This window comes from Kitasatospora sp. NPDC017646, assembly GCF_044329365.1.
In the GTDB taxonomy this organism is placed as follows: Bacteria; Actinomycetota; Actinomycetes; order Streptomycetales; family Streptomycetaceae; genus Kitasatospora.
Window position 1 is genome coordinate 133,484 of record NZ_JBIRJC010000011.1, and the last position, 15,938, is coordinate 149,421.

The 15,938-nt window shown below is 70.6% G+C and carries 14 protein-coding genes; 13 read left to right on the forward strand and 1 reads right to left on the reverse strand.

Translation table 11 applies throughout. The annotated features are described in order from the left end of the window. Positions 1-63: 63 nt before the first annotated feature. The 3 genes from ACH4J0_RS19465 to ACH4J0_RS19475 all read left to right on the forward strand — a co-directional run bounded on the left by ACH4J0_RS19465 (position 64) and on the right by ACH4J0_RS19475 (position 4,122). Positions 64-1,479, forward strand: coding sequence for a helix-turn-helix domain-containing protein (locus ACH4J0_RS19465; protein WP_396241833.1), 1,416 nt, complete (start codon positions 64-66; stop codon positions 1,477-1,479). A gap of 32 nt (positions 1,480-1,511) precedes the next feature. Then, a complete protein-coding gene (locus tag ACH4J0_RS19470; protein WP_396241631.1) occupies positions 1,512-2,195 on the forward strand; it encodes a RibD family protein in 684 nt (227 codons plus the stop codon). A gap of 151 nt (positions 2,196-2,346) precedes the next feature. Then, on the forward strand, positions 2,347-4,122 hold the full coding sequence (locus tag ACH4J0_RS19475; RefSeq protein WP_396241633.1) for a prolyl oligopeptidase family serine peptidase: 1,776 nt from the start codon (positions 2,347-2,349) through the stop codon (positions 4,120-4,122). Here the strand turns inward: ACH4J0_RS19475 and ACH4J0_RS19480 are convergent. Further along, a complete protein-coding gene (locus ACH4J0_RS19480) occupies positions 4,100-5,422 on the reverse strand; it encodes a helix-turn-helix domain-containing protein (protein ID WP_396241635.1) in 1,323 nt (440 codons plus the stop codon). The two genes, ACH4J0_RS19475 and ACH4J0_RS19480, sit on opposite strands and share 23 nt — an antisense overlap. Before the next feature lie 349 nt (positions 5,423-5,771). On the opposite strand from ACH4J0_RS19480, the gene ACH4J0_RS19485 reads away from it, so the two are divergent. The 10 genes from ACH4J0_RS19485 (at position 5,772) to ACH4J0_RS19530 (ending at position 15,922) form a co-directional block, all read left to right on the forward strand. Next, positions 5,772-6,677 carry a hypothetical protein gene (locus ACH4J0_RS19485; RefSeq protein WP_396241637.1) on the forward strand — a complete coding sequence of 302 codons (906 nt, stop codon included), beginning with the start codon at positions 5,772-5,774 and terminating at the stop codon, positions 6,675-6,677. A 53-nt stretch (positions 6,678-6,730) separates the two neighbouring features. Then, positions 6,731-8,230, forward strand: coding sequence for an amino acid permease (locus tag ACH4J0_RS19490; RefSeq protein ID WP_396241639.1), 1,500 nt, complete (start codon positions 6,731-6,733; stop codon positions 8,228-8,230). Then, positions 8,227-9,663: a glutamine synthetase family protein gene (locus tag ACH4J0_RS19495; protein ID WP_396241641.1), complete on the forward strand. Its 1,437-nt coding sequence runs from the start codon at positions 8,227-8,229 to the stop codon at positions 9,661-9,663. Before ACH4J0_RS19490 ends, ACH4J0_RS19495 begins: the two co-directional genes overlap by 4 nt. A 98-nt stretch (positions 9,664-9,761) precedes the next feature. Next, complete coding sequence (locus ACH4J0_RS19500) at positions 9,762-11,270, forward strand: glutamate ligase domain-containing protein (RefSeq protein WP_396241643.1); 1,509 nt, start codon at positions 9,762-9,764, stop codon at positions 11,268-11,270. A 32-nt stretch (positions 11,271-11,302) separates the two neighbouring features. Continuing rightward, a complete protein-coding gene (locus ACH4J0_RS19505) occupies positions 11,303-11,821 on the forward strand; it encodes a LuxR C-terminal-related transcriptional regulator (RefSeq protein ID WP_360330627.1) in 519 nt (172 codons plus the stop codon). Next, positions 11,818-12,063, forward strand: coding sequence for a hypothetical protein (locus ACH4J0_RS19510; RefSeq protein ID WP_396241645.1), 246 nt, complete (start codon positions 11,818-11,820; stop codon positions 12,061-12,063). Before ACH4J0_RS19505 ends, ACH4J0_RS19510 begins: the two co-directional genes overlap by 4 nt. Positions 12,064-12,181: 118 nt before the next feature. Continuing rightward, on the forward strand, positions 12,182-12,661 hold the full coding sequence (locus ACH4J0_RS19515; RefSeq protein WP_360330621.1) for a nucleoside 2-deoxyribosyltransferase domain-containing protein: 480 nt from the start codon (positions 12,182-12,184) through the stop codon (positions 12,659-12,661). A gap of 27 nt (positions 12,662-12,688) precedes the next feature. Further along, positions 12,689-14,584, forward strand: coding sequence for a glycoside hydrolase family 15 protein (locus tag ACH4J0_RS19520; protein WP_396241647.1), 1,896 nt, complete (start codon positions 12,689-12,691; stop codon positions 14,582-14,584). 316 nt (positions 14,585-14,900) lie between these two features. Continuing rightward, positions 14,901-15,341 (forward strand): NUDIX domain-containing protein, encoded by a 441-nt coding sequence (locus ACH4J0_RS19525; protein ID WP_360330615.1) that lies wholly within the window; start codon positions 14,901-14,903, stop codon positions 15,339-15,341. Beyond that, entirely contained in the window at positions 15,338-15,922 is a 585-nt protein-coding gene (locus ACH4J0_RS19530; protein ID WP_360330612.1) for an AAA family ATPase, read from the forward strand. The genes ACH4J0_RS19525 and ACH4J0_RS19530 overlap by 4 nt, the downstream gene beginning before the upstream one ends. The last annotated feature ends 16 nt before the right edge of the window (positions 15,923-15,938 follow it).

Below are 15,938 nucleotides of genomic sequence, written 5' to 3' on the forward strand. Positions count from 1 at the left end.
AACCCGCGTCTGGCCTGGCAACTTCTGCAGCCGACAGAGTCCTGGCGCGGCAGGGGGTGGGTTATGGGGGCTAGGCGCGACCGGTTCATCGCGCAACGCGCGAGCGCGGGGTTCACGCAGGAGTCCCTGGCGGTCGCGATGGGGGTCGACCGGACGACGGTCGGCCGGTGGGAGCGCGGTTCCGCTCTCCCACGCCCGTGGCAGATGGCGAAGCTCGCCAGACTGATGGGGGTTAGCACGAGCGAACTCGCCGCGCTGCTGGCACCTCTCGAGCAGGATGTACTGGCCGCCAACACGGCGTCGGTGCTTGGAGCCTCGCTGCCCAGTGGAGCCGTTCAGCGTGTCACGATGCCGGAATGGAAGACACCCGGCCGCGACGGGCACACAGCTGGCGCTGCAGTCGGCGCCGCTTCGATGGCGCTCATGGACGGCGGCGCCCGGGTAGGCTGCCGGACCGCAGACGGGAGGATCATCTTCGTGGCCATTCCGCGTAGAGCCCTGCTGCGGGGCGCCACCGGTGCTGCGGGCGTCACGGCTCTGTCGGGCCTCGCGGCGCCCGGCGTCCAGGCAACCCCGTCTGTCCTCTCGCCGGACATCCACCCGGTCGAGAACATGAGGTCCCTGCGCAGGTCGCTGGTCGAGTGCGACAACGTCCTCGGGCCTCGCGACGTCGTCGCCACGGCGCAGGAGCAGGTCCGCCTCATCCAGCACCTTCGCCGCGAGGCGTCCGGCCGGGACCGGCATGACCTGCTGCAAGTGCAAGCCGAGTACGCCGAGTTCTGCAGCTGGCTGTACCAGGACAGCGGCGACCACCTTGCCGCCCAGTACTGGGCGGACCGCGCCGTCGACTGGGCAAGCGCATCTGACGACCAGGACCTGTCCGCCTACATCATGGCCCGCAAGTCCCAACTCGCCGGCGACATGCAGGACTCGATCGAGGCCATCGACCTCGGCGCCTCCGCCCAGCGCATGGCCGGCGCGGGAAGTCGGCTGAGTGCCATGGGCGCGGTGTACACAGCCCACGGACACGCGTTGCTCGGCGACGAACGGACAGCCCAACACGCCTTCGACCAGGCTCTCGCGCTGCTCGCCAAACCGCCCGAGGCACCGTTTGGCCGAGGCCGCTGGCTCAACGAGGCGTACGTGGAGGCCCAGCGCGCACGGTCATTGTCGCTACTGGGCCGCCACCGCGAGGCGACGTCCGGGTTCGAGAAGGCGATCCGGGCCCTGCCCGCGACCTACCAGCGCGACCGCGGCGTCTACCTCGCCCGCTCGGCCATCGCCCAGTTCCACGCCGACGGCCCCGAGCACGCCGCCACAACCGCGTACTCGGCGTTGTCGATTGCGACGACCACCGGATCCGCCCGGATCCTCACCGAACTGGCGCGCCTCGACGCACTACTGCAAAGGTGTGATCGCGTGCCCGAAGTCACCCAGTTCCGGCAGGCGCTCGACAGCGTCCTGCTCCATGAAGTGTGATCAGAGTCCTTGTTGAGAGAACGGACCCGCTGATGGCCTCCCGCCCCTTCGTCCTGCTGAGCGTCGCAACCTCCGTCGACGGTCACATCGACGACGCCTCCCCCGAACGTCTACTGCTGTCGAACGCCGAGGACTTCGACCGCGTCGACCAGGTCCGCGCCGAATCCGACGCCATCCTCATCGGTGGCAACACCCTGCGCAGCGACAACCCGCGGCTGCTGGTCAACAGCGACAAGCGCCGGGCCGACCGGATCGCGGCCGGCAAGCCCGAGTACCCGCTCAAGGTCACCATCTCCGCCAGCGGCGACCTGGGTCGGGACCTCAAGTTCTGGCACTTCGGCGACAAGAAGGTCGTCTACACCACTGACGCTGCCGCACCGAAGCTCCGGGAGACGCTCGACGGCCTTGCCGACGTCGTCAGCACCGGCCCCACCGTCGACTTCGGCGCACTGCTCGACGACCTCGCTACCCGCGGGGTCGAGCGCCTCATGGTCGAGGGCGGCGGCAAGATCCACACCCAGTTCCTCTCCCAAGGGCTGGCCGACGAGATCCACCTCGCCATCGCTCCGCTGCTCGTCGGCGACGCCGCAGCACCCCGCTTCCTCCACCCGGCCGACTACCCGGGTGGCAGTGGCCGGCGGATGAAGCTTCTCGGGTCCGAGCAGGTCGGCGACGTGGTGGTGCTGCGATACGCGCCCAAAACCGAGGCCAGCTGATCCAGGTTGCCAGCCCGATGTCACCACATGCTGTCCAGCCCCGGAGCACTCATTGAGCGCGGGCACCGCTGTGGTCTGCAGGTTCGTCCGAGCCCCGGCCGACGGGTAGCCTACGGGCAGGCCAGCAGCGATGCCAGGAGGACTGCACCGCATGACCGAGGACGGCACCGGGCTGGCGCCCGCGTGGGTGGCCCAGACCGTGGTGACCTATGACGAACTCTGCTTCGCGCAGGGCGCACTATGGTGGCTGCAGTCCGATCCCGACCATGGTGGACGCCGACGACTCATGCGCAGTTTCGCCGGCTCAACCATGCCGGTAACTTCGCCGGAGTTCTCGGTCGGTGGTCAGCTTCACGCCTACGGCGGCGGTAGTTTCGTGGCAGCACCGGGCGGCGTGTGGTTCATCGACGACGGCTCCCTCTTCCACCTTCCTACTGGCGGAACTCCGGTGTGCGTCGCGACCGGCGACGATCAGGTGCAGTACGGGGATCTCGCGCTGTCCTGGGACGGACTTCCGCTGGCGGTCCGCGGTGGCAATGCAGCCGACGAGATCGTTTCCGTATCCAGGACGGGGCACGCCGAGGTCTTGGTCCGCTCCTCCGGGTTCCTGGCCAGCCCGCGGCTTGCGCCGGGCATGCTGGCCTACTTGGAGTGGGGCCGCGATCAGATGCCGTGGGACAGCTCCCGGCTGTTGCTGGCACCCGTCCGACATGACGCCGTAAAGCCGGGCGTGGTCATCGCCGGCGATGGGCAGGAGTCCGTGACGCAGCCATCGTGGGGGCCGGACGGCCGACTGCACTTCATGTCCGACCGAACGGGTTGGTGGAACCTGTACCGGTGGAACGGCGTGGCGGAGGCCATCGCCCCGATCGACGCGGACTGCGCCCCTGCGCCGTGGGAGGGCGGGTACCAGTCGTACGGCTTCACGCCGCGCGGTGAGATCGTGCTGACCACAACGGACGGGATCGCCACCGAACTGCTGCTCGTCAATGGGCCTGACCGACGCCGCATAGCGTCGAACCTCACCTCGATAAAGCCCTATGTCGCCGCCACGGAAACCGCGGTGTCGGTGATTGGTTCCACCCCAACCAGTTCACCCTCGATCTGGTCGGTCGACCCCGCGGCCGGATCGAACGGTCGTGCCCGCCTGGTGGTACCAGAGCCGTCATCCCCATCACCATGGACGGTTTCACCGCCCTCGGTGGAGACCGTGGAGACGATCAACGGGCCGCTGCGCTTCCTGCTCCACCGCCCGGACGACACCGGGGCGGTGCCGCTGATCGTCCGGGCTCATCCCGGGCCGACCGATGATGTCCCCCTGCGACTGGACTGGACGACACAGTTCTTCATCAGTCACGGCTTTGCGATCGCCGAAGTTCTGTACCGGGGCAGCACCGGACAGGGACGAGCCTTCCGGCAGTCGCTGCACGGCCATTGGGGTGAGTACGACGTCGATGACTGCGCCGCTGTCGGCGAGCATCTCCTCGCGGTCGGCGTTGTGCTACGCGGAGCCTTGTTCATCAGCGGTGCCAGTGCTGGCGGGTACACCGCACTCCAAGCTGCTTGCCGCCCAAGTCCCTTCAGCGCGGCGACAGCCACGTCGGCGATCATCGACCCGGCCCGGTGGGAGAGGTCCGTGCCGCCCTTCCAGCGTCCGCATGCCGCGGTACTGCGCGGGCCTGCCGGTGCGGCGGTCCCCGACCATGTCCGGGTTCCTGTTCTGGTGATCCACGGCACCGCCGACACGATCACCTCGGCCGACGACGCGAGGCGCTTTGCCAGCGTCCTGTCCGCTCGGGACCGAAACCACGAGAGCGTGTTCCTTGCAGGTGGTGACCACTACCTGTCGGATCCCGCGTCACGGCAGCAGGCCCTCGGCGCCGAACTCGGTTTCTACCAGCGCATCATGCGCCGCGGGACAGGGTGATCGCGACGCGTTCGGCCTCGGGCAGCACCACCCGTGTGAACTCCCGAAGCTCACGCACGGGCGCGTAGTCGGCGTGGGCCTGGAGATCGGCGAGAACGCCGGCCACACGGTCGATACACCGGCCGGAGCCGGTTCTGGCAGCGTATGTGACGGCTTCCCGGCCGACCGCGCACGCCTGGTCGAGGTCTCCGGTGCGCAGCCAGGTGGAGGCGAGCAGGGCGGCGTCGATGGCGAGCCGGCGGACCTTGTCCTTGCCGACTCCTTGGAGGGCGTCAGCCAGTTGGGCTCTTGCAGCCGGTGCGCGGCCGAGGTCGTGGAGGGAGTGTGCGATCTCGTCGGCGAGGTAGGCGTGGGTGAAGTACCGGATCCAGGCCGGTTCGTCCCCATCGGCGGTGTCGAGCAGTTCCTCGGCCTGCCGGATCAGCTGGGTCGCCTCGGCTTCGCGTTGCATGCGCGCGTTCGCGCGGGCGAGAACGGCGGTGATGGCTGCCCGGGTGGCGGGGCTGGCCGCGGTGCCGGCCGTGGCGCGGGCTGAGGAGGCCCAGCGCAGGGCGACTTCCGGCTGGCCGCAGTGCAAGGCGAGGTGTCCGAGATTCACGGCGACCAGGTAGGAGCCGTACGCCTGGTCGTTGGTGGCGGTGGTGAGGGCCAGGGCGCGCTGGTAGTACGCCTGAGCGCGGACTGGGCTTCCGGTATCGACGGCTTGGTATCCGGCGAGTTCACAGAATCCGGCGGTGAGCCTGGCCCGGTTGCGGGCGACCTCGTCATCGGCGGCAGGGCGGCGGAGCATCGCGGCGAGTTCGGTGTCGATGTAGTCGCGGACCTGTCGGGCATAGTGGCGGGCGCCGTGCGTGTGGTCGAGCTGGCGAAACATCCCGAGCATGCCCTCGGCGACACCGACCTCCTCTTCAGTGACCCACGGCGTGTCCCCGATCCCATGGCCGGCCGAGTTTGCTGCGGCCCAGTCGCCAATCAGCGTATCCACCTCGGCGAGTTGTACAGCATCACCGTTCGGCAGGCGATTGGGTCCTGCTTGGAGCGCTGCCTGGCCCGTGGGTGCGGGCAAGGACTCCGCTGCCGTCTGCTCACAGGTCAGCCGCAGCAGCCTGTCGAGTTCCACGGCCCCGATGTTCAGCAGCTTCGCGAGCTTGGGGCGTTGCCAGGGCCGCGGCTCGGCCTTGCCCCGTTCCCAGCGCGCCACGGTGGTTCGCTCGACGTCCATCGCGGCGGCAAGTGTCTCCTGCGAGTGGCCCGCTGCCATTCGCTGCAGGGCAAGTGCGGTGCGCTTCTTGACCACCATGGCTGAATTCCAAACTTCGTCTACGCGCCAAAGACCCAGCTCAGCAGGCACTTTGCCGCAGCAATGCGTCATCAGTGCGTCAAGTCTGCTCTGTTCTCTGGCGCTTCGTACTGCTTCTGTATCAATCGCCACCGGAGGTCGGGCATCCAGACATCAGCCCAGCCCTGACCTGCGCCCATTCGCAGCTGCGTGAAACCCGGTTGACCACGGTTCGATCTGCCGCCCCCGCTTTCGGGACCGACCAATCTGCCACGCGCAAGAGAGGGAGTATTCGGCCACCATGAACACCTCACGTCCGGCCCGGCCGGTGTACCACCCTGCCGGGTTCGACGAGGCGCTCCGGACCGCGGTGGACGACCTGCAGGCCGGACGCTGGCTGTCGACCCAGCGGCTGCTGGCCTCGACCCAGGATGTCGGCCTGCGGACCTCTCGTACGCAGGTGCTGGCCCTGGTCGCGGCCCGGTCGACGGTGCTCACCGACTGGGGGCGCGAGGAACCGGACGACCCCGGGCTCGCCATCCTGCGGACCAGGGTGACGGTCGAGCACGCCTTGGCCGCAGCCGAGGCCGGCTCGCCGAAGGCCGAGCCCTTGGAGCAGGAGGCCCGCGAGTCGTGCCAGGCCGCCGCCGAAGCGGTGCGCACGGACCCTGTGCCGTGGGTGTGCTTGCTCGCCCTGGCGGCACTGGATCGCGCCAAGAGCCGCCCCGAGCACCAGAATCGCTCGTCGGACCCGATGCTGCCGCGCGGTCCGTGGGGGCTGCTCGACGAGGCGCTCACACGCGATCCGGGCAACCGGGAGGCCCACCACCGCATGCTCCGCTACTGGCTCCGGGTCTACCGGCCGGCGGCTTCCGACTTCGTTCACCTCGCCATGTCGAAGGCTCCGGCCGGATCACCGCTCGCAGTTCTGCCGCTATACCTGTCGGTCGACCAGTACCGCACCGAGCCGAGGCGAACCGCGGTCGTGCTCCGGCAATGGCTTCGAGAGCCCCACTTCTCCCGTGCTCGGCGCGCGTTCGAGAGCTGGTCCGTGGCGGCGCCGGGGTCATGGCCGGTCGTCGACCTCAGCCATCTCGCCCACGCGCTGTGGGCGTCGGCCCAGATGGGCGCCGCCGTCGAGGTATTCGGCGCTCTGGGCCAGTTCGCATCCAAGGCGCCGTGGGCCCATGTCGCCGACTCCCCGGGCCAGGCGGAGGCTCTGCTGCTGACCGCCCGGGACCAGGCCCTTGCCGGCCGCGCGACCGCCTTGGCCTGAGCCCCGGCCACTCCCGTTCCCATCACTCGACTTTCCGCATGGAGGTTGTCCCGATGTCCCCCGCCCCGGCCGCACCACCGACCGACGAGGAACGCCTACTCCAGCTCGGCTACCAGCCCAAACTGCGCCGCAGGATGGGCGAGTTCGGCAACTTCGCCAGCTCCTTCTCGGTCATCAGCATCCTGTCCGGCTGCATGACGATGCTCGCGTTCGGCCTGAACACCGGCGGACCAGCGGTGATCATCTGGGGCTGGATCGGCGTCGGCGGCCTGGTCATGTTCGTCGGCCTGGCCCTCGCCGAGGTGACCTCGGCCTACCCGACCAGCGGGGCGCTGTACTTCATGGCCCACCAGCTCGGCGGTCCCCGGTGGGGCTGGATGACCGGCTGGCTCAACCTGCTCGGGCTGGTGGGCGGCATCTGCGGCATCGACTACGGTGCCGCATCCTTCGTCGGCGCGTTCCTCAACATGCAGTTCGGGTACTCGCCGACGCCTGCCGGGCTGTTCGGGATCTTCGCCGCGATCCTGCTGCTCCACGCGGTGCTGAACCTGCGGGGCGTGCGGCTGGTGTCGGTGCTCAATGGCATCTCGGTGTGGTGGCACATCGGCGGCGTCGCGCTGATCGTCGGGGCGCTCGCGCTCGTGCCCGGCCAGCACCAGGACGTCAGCTGGGTAGTCGGGCACTTCGTCAACAACACCGGTTGGAGCAACCCGATCTACGTGAGCGCGGTCGGGCTGCTGCTCGCCCAGTACACCTTCTCGGGCTACGACGCCTCCGCGCACATGAGCGAGGAGACCACCAAGGCGTCGCTGTCGGCGCCGCGCGGGATCGTCCGCTCGATCTGGGTGAGCTGGATCGCCGGTGCCGTCCTGCTGGCGGGCATGTTGTTCGCTATCCAGGACTACAACGGTGCCCTCAACTCGCCCACCGGCGTGCCGCCCGCGCAGATCTTCATCGACGCGCTCGGGACGACCGGGGCGAAGGTGCTCCTGGCCGTGGTGATCGTGGCGCAGGTGTTCTGCGGCAACGCGGAGACGGCGGCGTCCAGCCGGATGGTGTTCGCGTTCTCCCGGGACGGCGCGCTTCCCGGATCGGCGCTGTGGAGCCGGGTTTCCGAGCGCACCGGCACCCCGGTGGCCGGGGTGTGGCTGTCCCTCGCGGCGGCGCTGGTGCTCGCGCTGCCCTCGCTGTACAGCGCGACCGCGTACGGCGCGGTGACCGCGGTCAACGTGGTGGGGATGACGCCGGCGTACGCGGTGCCGATCTACCTCCGGCTGCGCAAGGGCCGCCGTTTCAAGCCCGGTCCGTGGAACCTGGGTCGCCGGGGGCCGGTGATCGGGTGGATCGCGGTGGGCTGGGTGGCCGTGGTGAGCGTGCTGGTGTGCCTGCCGCAGTCCTCGCCGGTGACGGTCGACACCTTCAACTACGCACCGGTGGCCTTGGCGGTGGTGCTGCTGCTGGCCTGGGGATGGTGGCTCAAGGCCGGGCGCTCGTACGCGCCTCCGGTCCAGCAGTCGACCGAGCTGGTCGAGCTGACCGAGGAGGTCGTGTGACCAGCCGCCGACGCCCGGGCCGTACGGCAACGATGCGGGCCGCCCGGTACCGCACCGTCGGCAACTCGCCGGTGGCGGCCTCGCCGACGGGGCCGCTGCACCAACTGGTGGACGCCTTCGGCATCACGACGGTGCTGCTCGCGACCGTCGACGCGCAGGGCCGCCTCAAGGGCAAGGAATTCGACGCGGCCTCGCTGGTGCAGCGGCTGCGCTCGGGTGGGCTCTCACCGGAGATGTGCGGGTACGTGCTCGGTACCGACTTAGGGATGACGGCTGCGCGCAGCGGGTCGTTCTCGTGGGAGTCCGGGTTCGGGGACGTCGCGTTGCTGCCCGACACCCAGCACGCCCGCGTCCTGCCCTGGCTTCCGTCCACCGCCCTGGTGCTCGCGGGGCCGATCAGTGTGGGCCTGCCGCACCCGCTCGCCCCGGTCACCGTGCTCGACGAGCAGGAGCAGCGTCTCGCCGGTCTCGGGCTGACGGCGAAGGTGGGGGTGGAGACGGAGTTCGTCCTCTTCGAGGGCACCGCCCGGGACGCGGCGGCGATCGGCTTCCGCGGACTTCGCCCCGCCGTCTGGGACAACCGCGACTACGCCCTCGACCAGCCGCTGCCGGTGCGGGAGTTCAGCAGGCGTCTGCGGCAGGTCCTCGCTGGCGCCGGCCTGCCCGTCGAAGCCGTGAAAGGAGAGGGCGCGGGGGGCCAGGTCGAAGTCACCTTTCCCTACGGGCCGGTGGCGGCGGCGTGCGAGCAGCACGTGCTGTTCAAGCACGCCGCGAAGGCGGTCGCGGACGAGCAGGGCATGACGGCCTCGTTCATGGCGGCCCTGCCGGGTGGGGTCGGCAGCGGCATGCACCTGCATGTCTCGCTGCACGACGTCGACGACCAGCCGGTCCTGCTGGCCGGCCCCGAGTTCGGCAGCGGCCTGTCGGAGCCGGGCGAGCAGGCAGTGGCCGGACTCCTGACGGTGCTTCCCGCCCTCGGCCCGCTGTGGGCGCCGTACGTAAACAGCTACAAGCGCCTGCGGGACCACTCCTTCGCCCCGACTCGCCTCAGCTGGGGGCGGGACAACAGGTCGTGTGCGGTGCGGGTGGTCGGTCACGGCCGCAGTCTGCGCCTGGAGGTGCGGGTGCCCGGTGCCGATGCCAACCCCTACCTGGCGTCGGCGGCGGTCCTGGCGGGGATCCGGCACGGCATCGAGTCCGGGCTCAAGCCCCCTGCCGCCACCCGCGGCGACGCCTACCTGGACCGCGAGGCCGAGCCCGTACCGCTGTCACTGGCCGAGGCCGTTTCCGCGTTCGAGACCAGCCCGCTGGCAGGCGAGCTGCTCGACGAGCACGTCGTCGCCCACCTGGCCGCCGTCGCCCGCCTGGACCTGGAGCACCACGCCGCCGCCGTGAGCGATGTCGAGCTGGAGCGCGGTCTCACCCAGGCATGAGCCCCGGGCCGGTCGCGGCGCCAAACCCCCGAGACCCGCGACCGGCCCGGTTCCAACCCCCACCCCTCTGTCTCCGACCCTGCCGAGGAAGCCCTCCTATGGACACCACCACCCGCCCCCCAACTCGCACCAGCCCGCGCCCAACCGGGGCCGATCTGCTGATCCGAGCCCACCTCGTCGACGCCACCGCCCCCGGCATGGAGAGCCTCGCGCTGTGGCTGGCCACGCGCCGAATGGACATCACCGCCAGCATCACCCACGCCGAGCAGGACAGCCCGGCCGCCGCCCGGCTGCGCACGGCCGGCGTGAAGGTTGTCGTTGGCTTCGACGCCGAGCACGTCCAGGCCGACCGAACCACCGTGGTGTGGTCCGGCGCGACGACCGGCCTGCTCCCGGAACTCGACCAGGCCCAGGCCCTGGGGCTGCCGGTGCTCACGCGCGCGCTCGCGCTCACCACGCTGACCGGGGACTACGGTGACCCGCTGGTGGCCGTCTACGGAAGCCACGACACCGCCACTGCGGCAGCGGCCCTGGCCGCGGTCCTCGACGACGGCCGCACCTCCTGGATTCTCACCGCTCCGGCCCATGGCGGCGTTCCCGGACAGGGCATCAACGGCCAGCGCCTGGTCGTGGACCTATGCCCGGACACCGGCACGCACGAGGCGGTCTCCCGCAGCCGCTTCCCGCACGGCCCGCAGCCCGTCCGCAGGGCGACCCCGGCAGTGGCGCTGATCACCGCCGCCGCGATGAACGCCCCGCACTTCGCGGACACCATCGAGGCTCTGGACGCCGCCACCGCCCTCGCCCGTGCTTCCGCCACGGTGGTGCTGCCATTGTGGGACAAGGGCGCCAAAATCGTGCACGAGCGGCTCAGCGACCGCCCCGGGCCCGCCGTGGTCACGGTCGGCCTGGAGGAGAGCGCCGACGTGTGGGTCCTCCCGCCCCGCTGGCTCGGCACCGAGTACCTCCTGACCCTCCACCGCCGGGGTGAGCGGCACCAGTTCACCGTGCCGGTCGCCGGCCGTCATCACGCCCTGGCGGTGTGCGCGGCCATCGCCACCGCCCTCGTCGTCGGGGAGGACCCGCAGGCCGTCGCCCAGCGCGCCAGCGGCTTCCGCGGGGCTGAGCGGTCGCTGGCTGTGCTCGGCACTCAGGCCGGTGTCACCGTCGTGGACTCCCGTGCCCGGCACCCGCGCGAGATCGCGCAGGACGTCACGGCCGCCCGGATGCTCACCGAGGGTTCGCTGGTCGTCGTTCTGGAACCGGACGGCGTCGCCCGCACCAGCGCGCACGCCACCGAAATCGGCGCCGCCCTCGGCGACGCCGATCACGCGGTGCTGCTGCCGGTCAGCACACCGCTGACCGAGGACGCCGGGCCCGACCCGCTGGAGGCCGTCGAGCAGGCCGCTCTTCACAAGCTCGGGCAGGGCGCGGTCCACCGCATCCGCCTCGGACCGTGCGAACCCGCCCCGGAGCAGCGGATCTCCGAGATGACCGCCCAGGGCGACCTCGTCCTGGTCATCGGCACCGGCCAGACCGAGCGGCTCGGTCCGAGGCTGCTGTTCCACCTCGCCGCCCCCGCCGTGCCGATCCCTCAGCAGCTGTGACCCGCCCGACCCATCCCGCTGGAGACGACGCCGTGGCCATCGGCCCCCTGCCCGCCCTCACCGCCTCCGAGCGCCGGCTGATCGTCCTGGTCGCCGCCAGCGCCAGTCACGACCAGATCGCCGCCGACCCTGACACAAGGCTGCAACCGGCCGACGTCCGCAGCGCGATCGAGGCGCTGCTCGTCACGACCGGCACCCGCACCGTGCTGCACCTCGCCGCCTGGGCCACCGCCCACCGGATCGTCACCCAGCCGGTGCACCCCAGCGGTGCGCTGACCATCAACCCCCAGCTGGCCCCGCGGTTGTTGCAGATCCTGCGCGGCTGGGCGAGCGGGCGCAGCACGCCCGAGCTGACCGCCGACTTCGGCATCGCGCCGAGCACGATGCGCACCTACGCCAAGAGCCTGCTCAGCCAGTTGAACGTCGACTCCCAGCCGCAGGCCGTCGTCGTCGGCGTCCTCGCCCAGCTGGTCCCTCTGAACAGCATCGACCCCGCCTGGCCCGCCGACCCGCTCGCCCCGGCCGCCGAGCCGCAGGCGGTGGCCCCGTGAGCGGTCAACGAGGTATCGGGCGCATCGGGCTCGCCGTGCTCTGCTTCCTGCTCGGCGTTCTGATCGGGGGCGGCGCCATCTACCTGTTGGATCACCGCGCCGCCTTCAGGCAGCCGCTCTGCCTGGGCACCTTCGGTGTCGTCGCCCTGTGCACTCTCGGCGTGGCCGACCGCTTGGTGGGCCACCGCTCGCCGCCGCCGAACAACCCGGACCATCCCGGCGACCGCCGCCGGTCCGGCTGAACAGCAACCCACAGTACCCATGGCGGCCGTTCGGGCCAGGGCCGCACCCCGTCGACCTCAGAGAGCAGATGATCACCCTTACCGTCCTCCTCGGACCTATCCCTGGCGGCGGCGCCCGGTGAACCTTCGATACGTCGAGGCACCGCAGCCGTACGAGCGGGACGGCCGCCCAGCGGTGTTCCTCGCTGGAGCAACCGTTGGCTGCCCGGACTGGCAGAGCGACGCGGTCGACCTGTTAGCGACCGCGGGCTTCGACGGCACGGTGCTCAACCCCCGACCGTCGCGCAACCCGACCACCGACCCCTACCTCGCGTGGCAGCCGTTCGGCTGGCAGGACCGCAACATCCGGCGCACCGACGTCGTCCTGTTCTGGAACCCGATCGGCCACGTGCGCGTGCACGACTGCTACGAGGCCGGCCTGTTCGCCCCGTACGGCGGGACGGTGGTCGTCGGCTGCGACCCGGCCGACCCCGTTCAGCGGGCCAACCGCGTGCTACTCGCGAGCCTCATGCCGTGGTTGCCGGTAGCTGAAACGCTCGCCGACACCGTCGCCGCCGCCCTCGCCGCGCTCGCGACCCCCGCCCACGCTCACCGCTGACCATCCACCCGCCCACGTCAGGACCCCATGCACACCCTCACCACCCCTCCCCGGATCGAGGACCACGCGCTCCTCGGCAACACCGCATCCGCCGCCCTGGTCCGCCCGGACGGCGCGATCAACTGGGCCTGCCTGCCCGGCTTCGACTCTCCGGCGGTGTTCGCCTCGCTGCTCGGCACCGCCGACCACGGCCTGTGGCGCGTCGGCCCGGCCGTCTACGACGGCACACCGCCCCCGGCCGCCGACCGCCGCCACTACGTGGGCAACTCCCTGGTCCTGCGCCAGGAGTGGGACACCCCGGCCGGCACGGTCGCGGTCACCGACTTCATGCCGGCGCCCACGGTCAGCGACCACGCCGAACCCCGGATCATCCGGATCGTCGAAGGCATCAGCGGCGAGGTCCACGTCGCCAGCGTCTTCCGCCCCCGCCCCGGCTACGGCGCCACCAGGCCGAGCATCGAGCGGACCGCCCACGGAGCCCACCGGCTGCGGGCGACCGCCAACCCGGACTCATACTCACTCGACGGCCCCCAGCACACCGCCAACGGACGAGGCGTGTGCCGGGCCGACTTCGCCGTCCGCGCCGGCCAGATCGTCGTGCTCACCCTCACCTGGGTGCCCTCCCACCGTCCGGCCCCCATCCCGCCCGACGCCTTCACCGAACTCGACGCCACCATCGAGTTCTGGGAGCAATGGGCCGCCGGCTGTACCTACCGCGGCCCGGACCGCGAGGCCGTGGTGCGCTCCGCCCTCACCCTCAAGGCGCTCTGCCACCCGGGCGGCGGTGTCGTCGCCGCGCCCACCACCTCCCTGCCCGAGCAGCTCGGCGGCGAACGGAACTGGGACTACCGCTACGTCTGGCTGCGCGACAGCGCGCTGACCATCGCAGCACTGCTGCGACTCGGCTTCCTCGACGAAGCCCGCCAGTGGCGCACCTGGCTGGTCGACACCGTCAACCCCGAGCACCTCCAACCGATCTACCGCATCAACGGCGACGCCGACCTCGACGAGGAAACCCTGGACCACCTGCCCGGCTACGAGAGCTCCCGGCCGGTGCGCATCGGCAACGGCGCCGCCGACCAGCTCCAGCTCGACGTCTACGGCGAACTCGCCGACACCCTGCTCCTCGCCGAGGACGCCGGCCTGGCCCCGTCACCGCAGTGCGATGCCATGCTCCTGGCGCTCGCCGAACAGGTGGAGCAGCGCTGGCGGGAGCCCGACGAGGGCATCTGGGAAATTCGCGGACCGGCCCGGCACTTCACCCACTCCAAGATCATGTGCTGGGTAGCCGTGGACCGGACCCTGCGGCTGCTGGAACGCCGGAGTGCTACCGACCCTGCTGTCCTCGCCCGCCTCGCCCAACTGCGCGAGCAGATCCACACCGACGTCTGCACCCGCGGCTTCAGCCCGGAGAGCGGCACCTTCACCCAGTCCTACGGCAGCCGGGCCCTCGACGCCTCCCTACTGCTCATGCCCCTGGTCGACTTCCTGCCATCGGACGACAAGCGCCTCATCCGCACCGTCGAAGCCATCCAGCGCGAACTCACCGAGCACAGGCTGGTGCTGCGCTACGCCACCCGCGGGGATGCCGGTGGCAACGTGGACGGGCTCGCTGGCCAGGAGGGTGCGTTCCTGGCCTGCACGTTCTGGCTGGCCGAGAGCCTTGCCGTCATCGGCCGGCACTCCGAGGCCCGCGAGATATTCGACCGGCTACTTCCCCTGCGCAGCGATCTCGGGCTCCTCGCCGAGGAGTACGACCCCCTCGCCCGCCGACAGATCGGGAACTACCCGCAGGGCTTCTCGCACTGGAGCCTGACGGACGCGGCCGTCCGCCTGGCCAGTCGGCCGCAACTCCGGCGCCCGGCGCTGCCCGAGCCGCGCGCCGTCGTCAATCAGGTACTTCCCGCCGCCGTGGTGGCGTAGTGGACGGCAGCAAGGTCCGCAACATCGTCTGCGGGGCGAAGGTGAACGTCGCTGGCGCGATTGTCAGTACCCCATGGCACACTGCCCTGTTCGACCCGCAACCTCCCTAACAGTATGACGAGTTGGGGCTGTTCACCGGATCGTGTGGCTTCTGCCGCGACACGCCGACATGGCCCCGCCGGGCCGCCTACGGTGGGACACCTACCTACGCACTCACGTACGACAAACGATCACCAGTTTGATCGCAGCTTCGCCATGCCCAGAACCGGCCGCGCTCCCCGCACCGGTTCCCTCACCCGTGGGAAGGAGACGTCCCGTGCCGCACACGCTGGTTGTGGGAGTCCACCTGATCCTGATCGAGAACGGCCGGGTCCTGCTCGGACAGCGCGCCAACACCACCTTCGCCGATCAGCACTGGCACGCTCCAGCCGGCCATCTCGAAACGGGAGAGTCCGTGCTTGCCGGCATGGTCCGCGAGGCCGACGAGGAACTCGGCATCACCATCCGGGAGGAGGACCTCGACCTGGTGCACACCCTCCACCACCTCGACGCCGACGACGGCGCCGGACGCCTCCAGCTGTTCTTCACCCCGCGCGCGTACACCGGCAAGATCACCAACCGCGAGCCGGACAAGTGCACCGCCCTGCGCTTCTGGCCGCTGGACGGGCTTCCGACGCCGATCGTCGGCTACACCGCCGACGCGCTCGCGCAGATCACCGCCGGCCGCCGGCTGTCCGTCGTCGGCTGGCCAGCATGAGCACCACGAGCCACCCGGCGCTCCCGGCCACCGGGGCGCCCGCGGGGAGCGCGGAGACCCGGCTCGTGGTCGTCCGGGGAAACTCGGCGTCGGGCAAGTCGTCGGTGGCTACGGGTATCCGGGACCAGTTCGGCCGGGGCCTGGCCGTGGTCGCGCAGGACAACCTGCGCCGCATCGTGCTGCGCGAACGGGACCGGCCCGGCGGAGCGAACATCGGCCTGATCGACACCGTGGCACGCTACGCCCTGGACGCCGGCTACCACGTCGTCATCGAAGGCATCCTGTACGCCGACCACTACGGCGAGATGCTCACGCGCCTGGTGGGCGACCATCGCGGCGTCACCCGCTGCTACTACCTCGACATCCCGATCGACGAGACGCTGGTACGGCACGCCTCGAAGGCCGATCCCGCGCTACTGGCGGCCGTCACCGAGCGGGAACTACGTGACTGGTACCGCGAGCACGACGTTCTGCCCGGCGGAATCGAGACCGTCATCGGCTGCGACAGCACCCTCCACGACACGGTCGAGCGCATCATGCGCGACACCACACTCTCGGAGTTGCCCCCGCGCGACACCTAGAAGCAGTCTCCCGACC